At 71.7% G+C, this 17456-nt stretch carries 15 protein-coding genes; 9 read left to right on the top strand and 6 right to left on the bottom strand.

The annotated features are described in order from the left end of the window. The first annotated feature begins 382 nt into the window (after positions 1-382). Positions 383-1606 carry a tyrosine--tRNA ligase gene (gene tyrS / locus B207_RS0117615; RefSeq protein WP_018637887.1) on the top strand — a complete coding sequence of 408 codons (1224 nt, stop codon included), beginning with the start codon at positions 383-385 and terminating at the stop codon, positions 1604-1606. A gap of 74 nt (positions 1607-1680) precedes the next feature. Here tyrS and B207_RS34360 read toward each other — a convergent pair whose 3' ends face one another. After that, positions 1681-2661, bottom strand: a complete 981-nt coding sequence (locus B207_RS34360) for an alpha/beta fold hydrolase (protein ID WP_018637886.1) — start codon at positions 2659-2661, stop codon at positions 1681-1683. A 445-nt stretch (positions 2662-3106) separates the two neighbouring features. Between B207_RS34360 and B207_RS0117605 the strand changes: the two genes are divergently transcribed. Next, positions 3107-3994, top strand: coding sequence for a nuclease-related domain-containing protein (locus tag B207_RS0117605; protein WP_018637885.1), 888 nt, complete (start codon positions 3107-3109; stop codon positions 3992-3994). A 13-nt stretch (positions 3995-4007) separates the two neighbouring features. Here B207_RS0117605 and B207_RS0117600 read toward each other — a convergent pair whose 3' ends face one another. Both B207_RS0117600 and B207_RS0117595 read right to left on the bottom strand, forming a co-directional pair. After that, entirely contained in the window at positions 4008-5048 is a 1041-nt protein-coding gene (locus B207_RS0117600) for an LLM class F420-dependent oxidoreductase (RefSeq protein WP_018637884.1), read from the bottom strand. 268 nt (positions 5049-5316) lie between these two features. After that, a complete protein-coding gene (locus tag B207_RS0117595) occupies positions 5317-6417 on the bottom strand; it encodes an NAD(P)-dependent alcohol dehydrogenase (protein WP_018637883.1) in 1101 nt (366 codons plus the stop codon). Between the two features lie 623 nt (positions 6418-7040). Here B207_RS0117595 and B207_RS0117590 point away from each other — a divergent pair. From B207_RS0117590 to B207_RS0117580, 3 genes are all read left to right on the top strand, one after another. Further along, entirely contained in the window at positions 7041-8264 is a 1224-nt protein-coding gene (locus B207_RS0117590) for an ABC transporter substrate-binding protein (protein WP_026311163.1), read from the top strand. A gap of 181 nt (positions 8265-8445) precedes the next feature. Continuing rightward, the gene (locus B207_RS0117585; protein WP_018637881.1) at positions 8446-9168 is read left to right on the top strand and encodes a metal-dependent hydrolase; all 723 of its coding nucleotides are present in this window, start codon (positions 8446-8448) and stop codon (positions 9166-9168) included. Positions 9169-9253: 85 nt separating this feature from the next. Continuing rightward, positions 9254-9898, top strand: a complete 645-nt coding sequence (locus tag B207_RS0117580; protein WP_018637880.1) for a nitroreductase family protein — start codon at positions 9254-9256, stop codon at positions 9896-9898. Positions 9899-9918: 20 nt separating this feature from the next. Here the strand turns inward: B207_RS0117580 and B207_RS0117575 are convergent, their stop codons facing one another. After that, positions 9919-10905, bottom strand: a complete 987-nt coding sequence (locus B207_RS0117575) for an extracellular catalytic domain type 1 short-chain-length polyhydroxyalkanoate depolymerase (RefSeq protein WP_018637879.1) — start codon at positions 10903-10905, stop codon at positions 9919-9921. A gap of 103 nt (positions 10906-11008) precedes the next feature. On the opposite strand from B207_RS0117575, the gene B207_RS0117570 reads away from it, so the two are divergent. From B207_RS0117570 to B207_RS0117555, 4 genes are all read left to right on the top strand, one after another. Further along, positions 11009-11482, top strand: coding sequence for a MarR family winged helix-turn-helix transcriptional regulator (locus tag B207_RS0117570; protein WP_035741074.1), 474 nt, complete (start codon positions 11009-11011; stop codon positions 11480-11482). A 119-nt stretch (positions 11483-11601) separates the two neighbouring features. After that, positions 11602-12891 (top strand): cytochrome P450, encoded by a 1290-nt coding sequence (locus B207_RS0117565; RefSeq protein WP_018637877.1) that lies wholly within the window; start codon positions 11602-11604, stop codon positions 12889-12891. After that, positions 12888-13631: an SDR family oxidoreductase gene (locus tag B207_RS0117560; RefSeq protein WP_018637876.1), complete on the top strand. Its 744-nt coding sequence runs from the start codon at positions 12888-12890 to the stop codon at positions 13629-13631. The genes B207_RS0117565 and B207_RS0117560 overlap by 4 nt, the downstream gene beginning before the upstream one ends. Positions 13632-13777: 146 nt before the next feature. After that, the gene (locus B207_RS0117555) at positions 13778-14722 is read left to right on the top strand and encodes an alpha/beta hydrolase (protein ID WP_018637875.1); all 945 of its coding nucleotides are present in this window, start codon (positions 13778-13780) and stop codon (positions 14720-14722) included. A gap of 133 nt (positions 14723-14855) precedes the next feature. On the opposite strand, the gene B207_RS0117550 is transcribed toward B207_RS0117555, so the two are convergent. Next, complete coding sequence (locus B207_RS0117550) at positions 14856-16220, bottom strand: MFS transporter (protein ID WP_230205073.1); 1365 nt, start codon at positions 16218-16220, stop codon at positions 14856-14858. Between the two features lie 16 nt (positions 16221-16236). Continuing rightward, the gene (locus tag B207_RS0117545; protein WP_018637873.1) at positions 16237-17415 is read right to left on the bottom strand and encodes an NAD(P)/FAD-dependent oxidoreductase; all 1179 of its coding nucleotides are present in this window, start codon (positions 17413-17415) and stop codon (positions 16237-16239) included. Between the last annotated feature and the right edge of the window lie 41 nt (positions 17416-17456).

Raw genomic sequence — 17456 nt, 5'->3', positions numbered from 1 at the left:
GGCACGGGTCTTCGAAGCGCCCGTCACGACAGGGCGGATCACCGCCGCCCGGGATCACCGCCGCCCGGCTCCCGGCAGCCGCCCCGCCCAGGGTGGTCCGCACGCGGAGTTCCGATGGCCCTGCGCAAACACGCAATCGCGCAACGCATGACCGGACGACCTCGCGACCGCCGACTCCCGGTGGCCACCCGGGTCGCCGGGGCCAATATCACGCCCGGCGGGCCAATCGGTTTATTGAGCCGCCGCCGCGCCCGGGTGGTTCTTCGGCCGACTTTCGGTCAATGCGCGAAACCTCCGCACGGGCCCGGCCGGCGACGGGATCACCGGTCCACCTCGACCGCCATGATACGATGATCCATTATCAGCTCTCACAGGGATCCAGATGTCTGTCATTAATGACCGTGCGCACGTCGACCGCCTCCTCAGCGACTTCGCGCGGACGACCGACGAGATACTGACACTCGAAGAGCTGCGCACGCGCCTTCTGAGCGGCCGGCAGCTGATTATGAAATACGGTGTCGATCTCACCGCCCCGCATCTGCACATCGGTCATGCGGTAAACCTGTGGATGTACCGCGCGCTCCAGGATCTCGGGCACCGGGTCGTGCTTCTTCTCGGTGATTTCACCACACAGATCGGCGACCCCACCGGAAAGAGCAGGACGCGCCCGGTACTCTCCCGCGAGGAGATAGCGGCGAACGCGAAGCAGATTCAGGAGCAGGCCACCCAGGTGCTGCGGACGGATCCGGAGCTGCTCGAGGTCCGACCGAACTCCGAGTGGCTGAACGCCATGTCACCGTCGGAACTGCTCAGCGTCATGTCCCGCGTGACCGTCGACCGGCTCCTTTCCCGGGACATGTTCCGCAAGCGGATGAGCGAGGGCCAGTCCATCGCCGCCCACGAGCTGGTGTACCCGATCATCCAGGGGTGGGACTCCGTCTGCCTGCGCGCCGACCTCACGATCATCGGAAGTGACCAGCTCTTCAACGAGATGATGGGGCGCTCCCTCCAGGAGAAGGAGGGCCAGGCGCCCCAGGTCGTCATCACCACGAAGATCACGCCGGGAATCGACGGCGGGGAGAAGCAGAGCAAGAGCCTCGGGAACTACGTCGCCATCAGCCACAGCCCGCGGGAGAAGTTCGGCCGGCTGATGCGGGTTCCCGACCAGTACGTCGGCCAGTACCTCGCGGTGTACACCGACCTGCCGGCGGAGCGGATCCAGCAGGTGCTGAGCAAGCAGGAGTCGGCGCCGATCGAGGCGAAGTACGACATGGCCACCGCGGTCGTCACCCGCTGGGACGGCGAGGCCGCCGCCGCCGCGGAGCGGGAGTGGTTCATCACCACCTTCAGCCGCCGCCAGGCGCCGGCAGACGCCGAGCACGTCGTCATCGACACGGCGTCCGTCCGGATTCTGGACCTGATGCGCGCCCTGCTCGGCGCCGGGCCGTCCAAGGGCGACCTGCGCCGGCTCATCGAGCAGGGCGGGGTCACGGTCGGCGACGACCGCATCGACGACATCGAGGCCGTCATCACGGTGAGCGCCGAGCCGACCCCGGTGAAGCTCGGGAAGCGCCGCTGGTTCCAGATCTCCCACCCGGTCGACTGACCCGCGGCACTGCCAGGCCGGGTCACGACCGCGACCGCGGGTCCACCGGCCGGAGCCGGTGGACCCGCGGTGCCTCAGCCCGCCGCATCGGCGGTTGCGGCCCCCTCGGGGGTGGTGACCCCGGGGGCGGCGCCCGCCGGCGGCAACCGGTCGAGGAAGTCGCCGAGCCGGCCGGCGAACACGTCGTTGTCGTCGCCGGCGACCATGTGGCCGGCACCGGTGACGTCGACGTACTCGGCGTGCGGGATGAGCTCCAGCAGCTCCGCCGCGCCCTGCTCGCTGACGATGTCGGACTGCCTGCCCCGCACCAGAAGGGTCGGCACCCTGATCGCGCGGGCCGCGGCATAGAGCGGTTCGGGCTGGTGGGCGGGCGCCGCCCCGGCCCCGGCCACCGTCGGGCCTTGCAATCCCTGCTGGATCTCCAGCGCCCGGTCGGCCTCCTCGCGGATCCGCATGAACGCCGGATCCCAGTGCCAGAACCAGCGCCCGTCCCGCTGACGCAGGTTCTTCCGCAGGCCGTCAAGGTTTGCGGGGCGCCGGCGGTGCGGGTTGTAGGCGCTGATCGCGGCCGACGCCTCCTCCAGCGACGCGAACCCGTCCGGCGCCGAGGACATGAAGGCGAAGATCTTCTCCGTCCCCTCGGGCTCCACCCGGGGCGTGATGTCGACCAGCACCAGCGCACGGCCGAGAGCTGGTTCCTGCCCCTGCGCGATCAGTGCCGCCATGCCCCCCATCGAGGCACCGACGAGGACAGGCGGCTCGCCGAGCTGGCTGGCGACCGCCCGCACGTCGCCGACAAGCGTCCGATAGCCGTAGTCGCCGTCCGGTGACCAGTCGCTGTCGCCGTGGCCGCGCGCGTCGACCGCGACCGCCGACCAGCCCAGGGCGGCGAGGCGCTCCCCTGTCCGCTGCCAGGAGTGCCGGGTCTGCCCGCCGCCGTGCAGCAGCAGCACGGTTCCCCTGCCGCCGCCAGCGGGATCCCAGCGGTCACCCGCCAGCCGCACTCCGGCCCCCTCGAACGACCTCTGCACGCGCGCGCTCACCGACCGCCTCATCCCCTCGTCGCCCCGCCGCCTCGTCTGTGCGGCACCACAGCACCACGACACCGCTCGCGGGCAACAGTGCTCATGGCCTTGCCTTCTCCAGCCAACCACGGGCGAGTGCCGGGTGTGGACGCGTCGTGTACCCCCAGCCGACCGCGCCTGCCTGGACGCGGACCAGGGGGAACGGCCGCGGATGTCCCGCCACTTCTGGTCACCGTTTCACCGGAAGCGATTCCTCGCTGGTCAGGGCCATCTTTCCCGGGACTCGGCGCCGCGACGACTTCCTTGTCGAGGGAATCGGTGGAGGCCCGGTCGCGGCGGCGATACCGTGCAGTTCCAGGACTTGCATCCTGACATCTGCCGCTGCCCTGCCGGTGTGCGGCGGTGATGGTACGGCCCGCGCGTGACAGCGGGCTGACGGCCGGCGCATCTCCATGTCGTCATCGATGGGCGGAGTATGGACGAGTTCCAGGTCAAACGCTGGAAACGCTTCGGGCAGGACCGGCTGTACGTGAACTTTCCCGATGGGCGAAACGCCGCCTGTTTCGATCTGCTGACCGGGAAGCTCGACATCACGGCCGACGGCGTCGACCGCGACACGGTGTTCTCCGTCCTGAGTCCGCATCTGGGCACCGTGCCGGCAGCGACGGCGGTTCCGACCGCGGCCACCAGCCCGGTCATGAGCCCGCCCCCAGCAGCCAGAGGCTCCCGGCGGGGCCACCCGGCCAGACCCGACGATCTTGCGGTGAACCAGCCCGGCGCGGCCATCGAGGCGCTGCTCGCCGAGCTGGAGCCCGGTTTCTGGCGGGCGCTGGTGGACCGCCTGCTACGGCGCGGGGGACCGGAGACAGCGGGCTGGCGGACGGGCCTGGCGGGCGAGCGGATCGTCGCGGCCGAGCTCGCTCCGCTGGAGTCCCGCGGCTGGCGGGTGCTGCACTCGATCCCCCTGGCCAACGAGGTGGACATCGACCATCTGCTGATCGGCCCCGGCGGGGTCTTCACCATCAACACCAAGCACCACCACGGCAGCCGGATCTGGGTGGGCGACGAGGCCGTACGGCTGGGTCCCCGTGCCTACCAGTACGTACGCAAGGCCCGCGCCGAGGCGCTGCGGGCCTCGACGGCGCTGAGCCGCGCGTGCGGTTTCGACATCTGCGTCGCCGGTGTGCTGGCCTTCGTCAACGCGGAACAGCTCACGGTGGTGGAGACACTGAAGGACGTCTACGCCGTACACCACGACGACCTCGGTACGGCCTTCGACGCCGTCCGGCCGGTGTGGGGGCCGGCGGACGTCGAGCGCATCTACGCCTGCGCCCGGATCCCGGCCACCTGGGTGGGTGTCTGAGCGGCGGGCCCTGTCAGGACGCCCACTCGCACACCTGCTCGATCGCGGCGACGCGCGCATGGTGGTGTGCGGCGAGCGGCGTCACGTTCAACGTCGTCGCACCGGCCTCGGCGTAGGCGGCGAGCCGCTCCCGGAGGTACCCGGGCGGGCCGATGAGCGCGGTGGCGCGCAGCAGGTCGACGGGTACGGCCGCCTCCGCCTCCTTCTTCCGGCCGGCCAGATACAGCTCCTGGATGAGTTCGGCCTCCCGGACATAGCCATAGCGGCGGGCGAGGTCGTTGTAGAAGTTGCGGCCCTTGGCGCCCATGCCGCCGACGTAGAGGGCGACCATCGGGCGCATCAGGTCGAGCAGGCCGTCGGTGTCCTCTCCGATCGCCAGCGGCGCGGCGACGACGACGTCCAGGGGGCCCAGCTCGGGGGCGCGCCGGGCGGTGCCCTCCGCCAGGGCCTCTCCCCACACCTCACCGGCCTTCTCCGGGTGGAAGAAGAACGGCTCCCATCCCTCGGCGATCTCCGCTGCCATCGCCACGTTCTTCGGCCCGATCGCCGCGAGCAGCACCGGGATCCGCTCCCGCACGGGCTGATTGATGATCTTCAGCGCCTTGCCGAGCCCCGTTCCCTGCTCCGGTGGCAGCGGCAGCGTGTAGTGGCGGCCGGCGTACTCGAGCTTCTCCCGCCGCCACACCATCCGGCAGATCTCGACGACCTCCCGGGTGCGGGCGAGCGGGGCGTCGTAGGGCACCCCGTGGAAGCCCTCGATCACCTGTGGCCCGGAGGCACCGAGGCCGAGCGTGAAGCGGCCGCCGGAGACGAAGTCGAGGCCGGCCGCCGTCATGGCGGTCAGGGTCGGCGTGCGGGTGTAGATCGGCAGGATGCCCGAGGCGATCTCGATCCGTTCGGTGCGCGCCGCGAGGAACCCGAGCTGGCTGACGGCGTCGAACGAGTACGCCTCCGGGACGAAGACGATGCGCAGCCCCGCCTTCTCGAAGTCACCGAGCTCCGCGACAGCCTCGGTGAACCCGCCGCTGTAGTTCAGCGGCATTCCGATCCGCATGCGTCTCCTGCCTCCTGCCTTCGATTCCCGACCTTTCCGGTCTTGCGCGTGCCGTGCCCTTGCCGCCGCCAGTCACCAGCCCTGCTCCGCGGCCTCCTGCCCTCGGCGCGAGGCCCTCGGCGCGAGGCCCTCGGCGCGAGGCCCTCGGCGCGAGGCCCTCGGCGCGGAGGAGGGTACCGAACCAGCCGAACCGACTCCTGTATGACGCCGCCGACCAGCCTGCCGGCTCTCGTCCCCGGCCTGCCCGAAGGAGACGGAAGCGGAGCGTTCAGATGATCCCGCCGGGCAGCATCACCGGCTTGACGACCGCGCCGGACAGCGATGCCTTCTCGGCCGTGTTGATCTCCGCCAGCGGAAAGGTCTCGATCAGTCGGTCGAACGGGAACCGGCCCTCCTGCCACAGCTCGATCAGGCGCGGGATGAGGACCTGCGGGTCGGCGCCACCCTCGATGATCCCGGATGCCGTCCTGCCCAGCAACGCGGCCGGGTCGAGGACGAACGGCTCGTGCTGCAGGCCCACGAGCCCGCAGTGGCCGGTCTGGCGCAGCACGGAGACTGCCCGCGCCGCGACGGTGACGTTGCCGGTGGTGTCGATGCTGAAGTGCGCCCCACCGCCGGTCAGACTCCGGATGCTGCGGGTCAGGCGGTCGGCCGTCCCGTCCAGAACGTGGGTGGCTCCCAGCTCGCCGGCGAGCGCCAGCCGGCTCTCGTGGAGGTCCACGGCGATGATCGGGTCCGCACCGACGACCTTCGCGGCCATGACGGCCGCAAGGCCCACGGCACCCGCGCCGAACACCACGACGCTGCTTCCCGCGGTGATGTTCATCCCGACGAGGACCGTGCCGGCGCCGGTGAGCATGCCGCAGCCGAGCGGGCCGAGCTTCTCGAGCGGCAGTGCCGGGTCGACGACGACCGCGTTGCGCTCGGTCGCGATGCAGTGGGTGGCGAACGACGACTGGCCGAACCACCGGGCCGCGATCTGCTCGTTCCGCGCGTCGTACGCGCAGGTCGACCCGTCGACCCGGCGCCCGAGCATGTTGCGGCCCAGAAACGTGTCGCAGTAGGGCGGCAGCCCCCGGCGGCAGTTCGCGCACTCGCCGCAGGAGTCGAACGACAGGACGACGTGGTCGCCGACCGACACCCGCTCGACCCCGGCGCCCACGGCCTCGACCACCCCGGCGCCCTCGTGCCCGGTGATGATGGGCGGCGGAGCGAGGGCGTCTCCCTGCCGCGGCAGCATGTCCGAGTGGCACATGCCCGCGCTCACGACCCGGACCAGCACCTCACCAGGCCCGGGTGGGTCGAGGACGACGTCCTCGATCAGATAGGGGCCGGTGGCCTGACGCAGCACAGCCGCGGTCGCCTTCATTCGAGGCCTCCTGGTTTCGTCGGTCGTTCTGGCTCCGCCGCTCGCTGGTTCCGCAGCGTCCGCTGGTTCCCGGGAACGACGCGACTTCCGGAACCCTAGAGCACCGGTATCCGGCGTTTCAACCAGACAAAGAGACGGCGACCCGATTCCCACGCCCCGCACTCGAGACCCACGGGATCATCAGCGGACGCCAGACCCGTGCACCTGTTCGCCCGGCAGGCACCGCCGATCTCGACCACGGCGGGTTGCGCGGGACAGCCGACAGAATTGCGTTCCGGGCTGCCCGCACAGGGCGCGAACGACGGCTCCTCCAGCGGCACGCCGGGGCCGAACCGCACGAAACCTGCTTACCAGCAAGCCAATCGAGAGAGCGACCGCACACATTCGCCGGCCGCCGGAGAGAAGTTGGATTGCGACATCCGACACCGATCATCTGCCTTTACCGCGCCACGCATCGCCCGGCGGCGGCGAAGCGGCACGAAGGACAGGTTGACAGCGGCGCCGCGGCTCGCATGATACTGCTATAGTCGGCTTCGCCGATCACAAAAGGGCGGAACAGAAACAACTCGCATGACCGACATTACATTGACCGACGTTACATTCTTCTTCGGGAGAACCGCAGATTGAGAAATTTCTTATCACTGTTATGCTGTGCTGCCACCCTCGTCGGCACGACCGCGTTGTCCGCCTGCGGGCAGGACAACGTACCGCAGGCGCCCTCCTGTGATGCTCCGGGCGTCACCGGGCAGGAAATCGCCGCCGGGCTCGTCTATCCGGACTCCGGTCTCGGCGCCGACATCTTCACCCCGCTGCGTGCCGGTGTGGACGCCCGTTTCGGGGCGGCCAACGCCGCCGGCGGAGTGCACGGCCGCCAGATCGTCTACGAGACGCGCAACGACCAGGCCCAGGCGCCCGTGAACCGGGCGGTCAGCCAGAAGCTGGTCGAGGAGGGCGACGTCTTCGGCATCCTCCAGGCCAGCGTCGCGTCCTCCGGAAGCGCCGACTACCTCGCCGAGAGAGGCGTCCCGGTCGTGGGCCTTGCGGTCGAGAAGGTATGGACTCGTCACCGCAACATGTTCACCTTCGGCTACAGCTTCACCGGCGAGGGTTCGGTGGACACCTTCGGTCAATTCGTCCGGGAGCAGGGCGGCACGCGCGCGCTGATCTTCTACAACGTGCTGGATGCAACGGTGTCGCCACTGATTGCCCAGCAACTCGCCACCAGCCTCGCGGCGGCCGGCATAACGTCCTCCTCGATCGGCGGCGACAACGATCCGGCACCGGACCAGATCGAGGCGCTCGAACAGCGGATGCGGGCGGAGGGCGCCGACACGATCATCGGGGCGATCGGGGCCGAGGGCCTGGCCGAAATCGTTACCGCGCTGCGCCGGAACGGGCTGCCCGTCAAGGTCGTGCTCAGCGGCAGCCAGGCGCCGACCAAGGAGCTGCTCGCCCGGTACGGTTCCAGCATTGCCGGCCTGACGACATTCACCAGCTACCGGCCGCTGGAGCTGAACTCACCGGCGATCGACGCCTACCGCACGAACATGGCCAGGTTCGCCCCCGAGCTGCAGGATGCCAACCAGACCCTCGCGCTGGTGGGGTACATCGTCGCCGACATCTTCGTGCGCGGTCTGCAGGAGGCGGGTGCCTGCCCGACCCGGCAGAGCTTCATCGACGGCCTGCGCGCCGTGAGGAGCTATGACGCGGGCGGTCTCCTCAACGCCATCGACTTCGAGGCGGACTTCGGGAAGCTCGAGGAGTGCTACGCGTTCACCCAGGTGAACGCGACCGGCGACCGCCTCGAGGTCGTCAACCCCAACTTCTGCGGCCGCCGGCTGGACTGAGCCGGCGCGGCGCGGCGGGCGGCGGCGCGGTGGGCGGCAGGCGGCCTCGCCGGACAAGAGGAGTGCAGCGGAGCGCCTGCGGACGGTAGGGGCGGGATGTCCCTTAGGCGCGTCACGTGCACTGTGGGCCGTGAACAGGCTAAAGTCCGCCGGTGCTGATCATTGGGGTTGATCTGACGTGATGGGGCAGACGCACGTGCTGAGCGGTGCGGTGGTCTGGCTGGCCGCGGCGCCTGTCCTGTCACGGGAGGAGTTGCTGGGGTCGTACGCGGTGCCGCTGTCGTCCGGCCAGCTGATCGCCGGCGCGGTGGTGGCCGCCGGCGCCGCGTTGCTGCCCGACATCGACCATCCGTCCGGACGTATCGCGAACACCCTGGGGCCGGTGACGAAGACGCTGTGCCGGTGGGTGAGCCGCGCAGCGGGAGGCCACAGGAAAGCCACGCACTCGCTGCTGTTCGCCGCCGCCATGGGTGTCCTGATGTGGTCGCTCGCCGAGTACGTCCGGTACGGCTGGTGGGTGGCGCTGTTCGTCCTGGTCGGCTTCGGGCTGCGTGGGCTCGGCCTGGACTTCAAGGGCCACGAGTTCTGGTCGGGCCTGAAGGACTGCCTGGCCGCCGGCGCGGCCGTCTACCTCATGCACGACCTGGACATGGGCTTCGCCGGGATCGCGGTCACCCTCGGCTGCCTCGCCCACCTGCTCGGGGACTGCCTGACGCCGCGCGGCTGCCCGCTTCTCTGGCCGATCCCATGGCGGATGGAGACCGTCCTCGTGCCCCGCACCGACGGCCGGGTCGAGCGGCTCGTGGTGGTGCCGGTCCTGACCTGCGCGGCGATCGTGCTGACGTCCGGCGTCCTGGTCGGTGACAATCCGTTCCTGTGGTTCGAGCGGATCCCGACCGGCTGAGCGGCGCCCGGGCCGTTACCGTGTCGATGTCCGCCTGTTCCCCAGGAGCGCGCCCACCCGCGCGCGGCACCGCGAGGAGTGTCCGGTGGCTCTGCTCGACCTGACTCCCGAAGAACTGCTGACGACGACGCGCAGTGTGCGCAGGCGGCTCGACCTGGATCGCCCGGTCGAACCGGAACTGATCGAGGAGTGCCTGCGGATCGCGCTGCAGGCACCCTCCGGGTCGAACCGGCAGGGCTGGCACTGGATCGTGGTGACCGACCCCGAGCTGCGCGCCGGCATCGCCGAGCACTACCGCAGGAGCGCCCTCGCCTACCTGGACGGCGCCGACCGGCGCAACGCCGGCTACACCGGCGACCGGGCCGCCACCCAGGGCCGGGTCACCGACTCGGCGCGGTACCTCACCGAGAACCTGCACCGCGTGCCGGTGCTGGTGATCCCCTGCCTGGAGGGGGATGTCGCGACCATCCCGCCGCAGGCCCAGGCAGGGTTCTGGGGGTCCCTGCTGCCCGCGGTCTGGAACTTCATGCTCGCCGCGCGGCTGCGTGGGCTCGGCACGGCGTGGACGAGCCTGCACCTGGCCTACGCCGATGAGGTCGCCGCCCTGCTGGGCATCCCGCCCGGCTACAGCCAGGGAGCGCTGATCCCCGTCGCGCACACCATCGGCACCGGCTTCCGGCCGGCGGCCCGCGATCCCCTCGAGACAGTCCTGCACCGCGACCGCTGGTAGCCCGATCTGCTCGGCACGGCTCAGCCCGCAGGCGCGGGGTGGGCTGCGAAGAAGTCCCAGATCCTCGCCGTCGCGTCGAGGGCCGTCGACGGGGTGGCGGCGCCGAGGCGCTGCGCGAGGGTGTTCGGGTCACCGCCGGGCCACTGGTGCCCGGCGCCGTCGATGGTGACCAGCTCGACGGCGCGCCCTTCGGGGCAGCGTGCTGCCGAGGTGGTGAGCACGCCCGCGACTGTCACCTGCGGCGCGGAGCAGTCGTCGTGGCTGCGCCAGGCGGCGTGCACCTCGGGAACAGGCGGGCCGTCGATACCGGCGTTGCGCCGGCTGTAGGGCTCGCCCGGAGCGCCGTCGTAGCGGATCGCCGTGTCCTGCGCGCCGTGGATGTGCAGGACGGAGGCCTGTGCCGGGTCCGGGCAGTCGACCAGCATGGTCGTCGACACCGCGCCGACACCGGCGAAGAGGTCGGTCTCGCATGCCATCCGGTACGCCATCGCGCCGCCGTTGGAGATGCCGGCGACGAACACGCGCCGCGGGTCGACCGCGATCTGGCCCCGCAGCGTCGTGACCATCTCGCGCAGGAACGCGACGTCGTCGACGCCGGAGGCCGCGGCCGGGCCGCAGCACTGGCCGCCGGCGTTCCAGGAGTGGTTCGTCCCGTCGGGGAAGGCGGCGAGGAAGCGGCCGCTGTCGGCGGCCCGGTCCCAGTGGTAGCTGGTCTCGGCCTGGACGCCGTTGCCGTACCCGCCGTGCAGCATGACCACCAGCGGGGCGGGCTCGACCAGCCCGGCCGGGCGGTACAGGTTCACCTTCCGTTCCACTCCGCCGACCGTGAGCGTCTGGCTCGACCGGCCCGCCGGGATGGCTGCCGCCGTGCCGGCGGTGGACGGGGTGGGCCCCGGCTCTCCGGCCCTCCCCTGCTGCGGCGGGCCGGACCGCCGCTGCCCGGGCTCGCAGGACGCCAGGAGCAGGGCGAGGACGAGGGTGACGAGCAGGGCCGAGCCCAGCACCACCCCCCGTGTCCGCGGCCGTCGGGAACCGATCGAGGTCGACATACCGGCCAGAATAGGCAAGGTTCTTGCCTATCTGCAATGGGACGATGGGTCGGTGACACAGATGCACCGCCCGTTCGCCGCGCCGACGACGCCGGCGCTGCTGCAGATGGTCGCCCGCAGGCAGGCCGCCCGGGTGGCCGAGGGCTTCGCCGCCGCCGGGCTCACCGACCTGCGCCCCGGCCACGCCCAGCTGCTCGTGCCGCTGCTGGGCGGCGGGCGCCGGGTCTCCGAGCTCGCCGACGGCCTCGGCGTGACCAGGCAGGCCGTCGCGCAGGCCGTCACCGTCCTGGAGCGGGGTGGCTACGTCGAGCGGGTCGCCGATCCGGACGACGGCCGGGCGCGGCTGGTGCGCCTGACCCCGCACGGCCTGACCGCCCTGCGCGCGATGCGCCGCACCGCGCTCGCACTGGAAGGCGAGTGGTCGCGGCACCTCGGCCCGGACGGCCTGGACCAGCTTCGGGAGCTGCTCACCGCGCTGCTGTCCGAGGATGACGGCGGATCTCGGAACGGCGCCGGGAACACCGCGGGACCCTGAACCCGGCAATGATGGTTGCCCGCGATGTCGGAGCTGTGCTAGACAGGTGCCCAACACGGTTTGGGCACCCGCCCAAAATGTTCTCTGCCGTGCATTCGACTGCCCCGGAGGAGAGCGGGTTGACCGACTGGAAGACGATCGATTTCTTCAACGACGAATCGCTCGTCGAGAACCCGTACCCCTATTTCGACACACTGCGTTCAGCATGTCCGGTGCTGCCGTTACCGCATCTCGGAGTGGTGGCGGTATCCGGCTACGCCGAGGTCACCGAGGTGTACCGAGACGTGGAGACGTTCTCGTCGTGCAACTCGGTGGTGGGCCCGTTCGCGGCCTTTCCCGTACCGCTGGAGGGTGACGACGTCAGCGACGTCATCGACACCTATCGCGACCAGCTGCCGATGAACGAGCACATGGTCACGATGGACCCGCCGATGCACACCAACGAGCGGGCGCTCGTGATGCGCATGCTGACACCGAAAAGGCTCCAGGAGAACGAGGCGTTCATCTGGGGACTTGCGGACCGGCAGCTGGACGAGTTCCTCGCCGACGGCCACTGCGAGTTCATCCGCGCCTTCGCCCAGCCGTTCTCCATGCTCGCGGTGGCCGACATCCTCGGGGTGCCGGAATCCGATCACGAGCGGTTCCGGCAGGGCTTCGGTCTCAGTACCAGCCCGGGCATGATCGGATCCGGCGGTGACGGCGACGGCGAGATGAACGCGCTCGGCTGGCTGGACGAGTGGTTCACCCGGTACATCGAGAACCGGCGTGAGACCCCGCGCAACGATGTGCTGACCCAGATGGCGTCGGCGGTGTATCCGGACGGCAGCACCCCGGACGTCGTCGCCGTCGTCCGGGCCGCCACGTTCCTGTTCGCAGCCGGGCAGGAGACCACCGCCCGGCTGCTCGGCGGTGTCCTGAAGTACCTCGCCGAGAACCCGGAGGTCCAGGACGAGCTGCGGGCGCACCGGGAGCTCATCCCCGACCTGATCGAGGAGACACTGCGGCTCGAGAGCCCGGTCAAGACGGACTTCCGGCTCGCCCGGCGGACGACCACGATCGGCGGCGTGGAGGTGACCGCCGGAACCCCGGTGATGTTGCTCAACGGAGCGGCCAACCGCGATCCGCGGCACTTCGAATGCCCGGCGGAGTTCCGCATCGACCGGCAGAACCTGCGCCAGCACGTCGCCTTCGGGCGCGGGGTGCACTCCTGCCCCGGTGGTCCGCTCGCCCGGGTCGAGGGCCGGATCAGCCTCGAGCGCATCCTGGACCGCACCCGCGACATCCAGCTCGCCGAGAAGCACCACGGGCCGCCCGGCGACCGCCGCTTCAACTACGAGCCGACGTGGATCCTGCGGGGTCTCACCGAGCTGCACCTGGAGTTCACCCCGGCCGAGGGCAGCGGCCGATGAGCCGGGTCGCCGTCGTCACCGGCGCGGCGTCCGGCATCGGCCTCGGTGTGGCCGAGCAGTTCGCCGCCGACGGGTACCACGTCGCGCTGCTCGACCGCGACGGCGACGCGGCCAGCGCGGCGGCGGAGCGTCTCGCCGCCGCCGGCGCGAAGACACTCGCGGTGGCGGTGGACGTCGGTGACCGCGAGGCGGTGCGGGCCGCCTTCGACCAGGTGCACACCGCACTCGGGCCGACCGAGATCCTGGTGACCAGTGCGGGCATCGAGTCGTTCGTCCCGGTCCTCGACCTGACGCCGCAGGCGTGGGACCACATGCTCGCCGTGAACCTCACCGGGACGTTCAGCTGCGTCCAGGCCGCCGTTCCCGGCATGATCGAGGCGAGGTGGGGGCGGATCGTCACCATCTCCTCGTCCAGCGCCCAGTCCGGCGCGCCGAACATGGCCCACTACGCCGCCTCCAAGGGCGGGGTCATCGGCCTCACGAAGTCGCTCGCGCGGGAGCTCGCCGTCCACGGCATCACGGTGAACACGATCCCGCCGACGCTCGTCGACACCCCGATGGCACGTCGCGGCGAGGCCGAGGGCGGTGTCCCCGGCATCGACGTGATCGCGTCCATGGTCCCGCTCGGCCGGGCGGGGACACCGGCGGACATCGCCGGCGCCTGTTCCTACCTCTGCTCGGAGGCCGGTGGTTACGTCACCGGCCAGATCATCGGTGTGAACGGCGGCATGTACATCTGACGTCGCTCCGCTGCCCAGGCAACCCGCCGCAGAACCCGGTTGCCGGGGCCGCACCGCCCCGGGCGCCGGGCGCCGGGCGTTGCGGTACCCGGGGCCCGGCACCCGGGCGCGGCGGCCGTCCTGTCCGCGATGAGAGCATCCGTACCATGCCAGCGAGCAGACGGGCGCTTCTCATCGCGGCCGCGGCGGGCGGTCTTGCCGCGGGATGCGGAACGGACAGCCCGCCGCCGGGCGGTTCCACTCCCACCGGCGCCGGCACGGCAGGCGGCGTCGCCCCTTCCCCCGCCGGCGATCCGTCACCCGCCGGCCAGGCGGCGGCCTCACCCACGGTCGGGCCCGTCGCGGTGCGGCGGACGACGTTCGCGAGCACGGCACGAGGCCGCCACGTCGACATGGTCGTGGTCGCCCCCGTCCCCACGGGCGCACCCGCCACCGCGGGCGCGGGCGAGCTGCCGGTCTGCCTGGTGCTGCACGGACGCGGCGACAATGCCGACCGCGCGGTCGGCCTGCTGGGGCTCGACGCGCACCTGACCGCCGCGCTGGCGACCGGCACGGCACCGTTCGCGCTGGTCACCCTCGACGGCGGGGAGACCTACTGGCACCGTCGTGCCTCCGGGGACGACCCCGAGGGCATGATTATTGGCGAGGTGCTTCCCCGGCTCGCCGCGCAGGGGCTGCGCACCGACCGGATTGCGGCAACGGGCTGGTCGATGGGCGGCTACGGCGCGCTCCTCCTCGCGCGCCGCCATCCCGACCTGGTCGTGGCCGTCGCGGCGAGCAGCCCCGCGATGTGGCACTCCTACCGGGCCAGCGCTCCCGGTGCCTTCGACTCCGCCGCCGACTTCGCCGAGCACGCGATCCTGGGGACACCGCCGGTGCCGGGCGTCGCCTACCGCATCGACTGCGGCGAGGCGGACCCGTTCCACAGCGTCTCCCGCGAGGCGGCGGACGCCCTGCAGGCGCAGGAGCGGAACTTCGGCCCCGGCGGCCACACCCCTGCCTACTGGAGCGCGGCGATCCCGGCCCAGCTCGCCTTCCTCGGCCACGAGCTCGCTCGTGCGGCCCGGGCCCCGGGCCGATCGGGCGGATGAAGATCGGCTCCCGAAGATCATTTCGCGAGCGGATGCACGTCAACACCGATGACTATCTTGACAACCGGACGGGACGGCCGGCGCCGCGGGCTCGGTGACCCGACGGCCGGTCCGGTCAGGCAGGCGGGTCCGGTCAGGCAGGCGGGTCCGGGAGATCCGGACCTGGCCCGATCGGCGCGAAGCCGGCGAGAACGCCGGTGAGCGCGGCGATCGCGCAGGTCAGGCCGACCACCGTCCACATGGTGGCGTGCAGGCCGACCAGTTCGGCCAGGCCGCCGATCAGCGGTGGCCCGGCCAGCCAGCCGGCGTAGCCGACCGAGCTGACCAGCGCGATCGCCGGCCCGGCGGGGGCGCCTGCGCGCACCGCCCGCTGGCCCGCCGCGGAGAACGCCGCCGGCACGACGCAGGCCAGCCCGGCGCCGAGCACGGCGAAACCGGCGATCCCCAGTACGGTGCCCGACGGCGTGTCGGCGGCGGCGAGGGCGAGGGCGAACACGACCGCGGCGGCGAACGCGAGCGGGCGGATCGTGCGCCGCACACCGTGGACCTCCACCAGGCGGTCGCCCAGCAGCCGCACGCCGAGCATGCACGTCATGTAGGCCACCAGGCCCACCCCGGCCAGACCCGGCGACGCGCCGGTGACGTCGGTCAGGTACACCGCACTCCAGTCGGCCGCGATGCCCTCGCCCAGGTAGCTCGCAAAGGTGATCATCGTCAGCGGGAGAAGCGGCACCGCCCACCGCAACGAGGGCAGGCGCCGCCGGCGCCGTCCGCGCCGGAGCCGGCGTGGCGAAGCCCGGGGCCGGCCCACCGGCAACGGTGCGCAAGCTGCGTCAGTCGGAAGGGCCGGGTCAGCCGGAAGGACCGCGCTCGCGGGCCGGGTCGGCCGGTCGCCGGCGAGCATCCAGCCGGTGACAGGCAGGGCACCGGTGATCGCGGCGGCTCCCAGCACCAGGAACTGCAGACCCAGGGAGAGGTCGAGGGCGGCGGCCCCGGCCCCCAGCACCGCGCCCGTGAGGGCGCCACCCGTCCAGGCCGCGTGCACCGTCATCATGATCCTGCGGCCGAACCGGTCCTCGACGATGGCGGCCTGGGCGTTGCTCGCGACGTCCAGCGCGCAGGCCAGGGCGCCCCAGAGCGCGAGCACCGCGAACAGCGGCGGCACGCCGGACACCACGACCAGCCCGAGGGCCGCCGCGGCGTAGCCGACGAGCGTCACCCTGACCATGGCGCGGCTGCCGAGCCGCCCGACCAGGAGCCCGGCGACCGAGATGGTGGCGAGTGCACCGGCAGGGCCGCCGAGCAGGGCGAGGCCCAGCTCGCCGTCGGAGAGACCCAGCTCCTCCTTCACCTGGGGGATCCGTGGGGCCCAGGACGCGAACAGCAGTGCCAGGACGAAGAAACACACCATCGTCGCGGTCCGGGCCCGGGACAGCTCGCGCCGGGCGGCGGGGTCCGCCGCGGGTGGAACGGCCTCGCTCGTCACTGACCGCGCCAAGGCGGGTTCTCCTGTCTCAGGCCAGGCCGCGCAGCATCAGGTTCCAGTAGAGCGCCGGCAGCCCGTAGCGCTTCAACAGGTACATGTCCCGCCGGGCCCGGGTGGTGTCGATCAGCGGGATGGTCGGGGCCGGCCGCATCGAGTAGTCGAACTCGGCGAGCACCATCCGGTCCCGGGCGGTGACGATCGGGCAGGACGTGTAGCCGTCGTAGCGGGCCGCCGGCTCCTGCCCGGCGAGGACGGCCTGCAGGTTCGCGGCGACCACCGGCGCCTGCTTGCGGATCGCCGCCCCGGTCTTGGACGTCGGCAGGTTCGCCACGTCGCCGAGCGCGAAGACGTCCGGATACCGGGTGTGCCGCAGGGTGTGCGGGTCGACGGTGACGTACCCGCCGGGATCGTCGGGGCCCGCCAGCGGACCGGTCCGGATCCAGTCCGGAGCCCGCTGCGGCGGGGTGACGTGCATGAGGTCATAGTCCACGTCGGCGGTGCCGCCGGTGGCCAGATCACGCAGGACGGCCTGCCGCCGCCCGGGGCGGATCTCGGTGAGCTCGGTGGACAGCCGCAGCTCCAGGCCGTACCGCTCGACCGCCGCCTCGAGCGCCGGCAGGTACTCGGCGACCCGGAACAGCGCGGAGGGGCCGAAGGCGAGCACGACCCGGATGTCGCGGGCCACCCCGGTGCGGCGCCAGTGGTCGGCGGCCAGGAAGGCGATCTTCAGAGGTGCGCCGCCGCACTTGACCGGCGTCGACGGCATCGTGAACACGGCGGTGCCCGACCGCAGGTTGCGGATGAAGTTCCAGGTCGCCGGGGCGAACTCGTAGCTGTAGTTGCTGGAGACCCCGCCGCGGCCGAGAGTCTGTTCCAGGCCGGGGACGTCATCCCAGCACAGCTGCAGCCCGGGGGCCACGACCAGCGTCTGGTACGCCAGCCGCACGCCGCTGGCGAGCCGGACGGTCCGGGCGTCCGGGTCGATCTCGACAGCCCCCTCGGGGTACCAGCGGACGCCGCGGGGCAGCACGTCCCGTTCGGGCCGTGCGGTGCTCTCCACCGGCGCCCGGCCGCCGCCGACCAGGGTCCACAGGGGCTGGTAGTAGTGCGTGCTGGACGGTTCGACCAGCGCCACGTCCCCCAGCCCGGCGCGACGCAGCCGGGCCGCGACGCTCACCCCGGCCGTGCCGCCCCCAATGATCAGCACTCGGTGCCTGGCTGCGATGCCACTCAACGTGGACCTCCCGA

This window comes from Parafrankia elaeagni (genome assembly GCF_000374165.1).
Taxonomy (GTDB): domain Bacteria; phylum Actinomycetota; class Actinomycetes; order Frankiales; family Frankiaceae; genus Parafrankia; species Parafrankia elaeagni.
The sequence above is the reverse complement of the archived record's forward strand: the minus strand, read 5'-3'. Positions and strand labels throughout refer to the sequence as shown.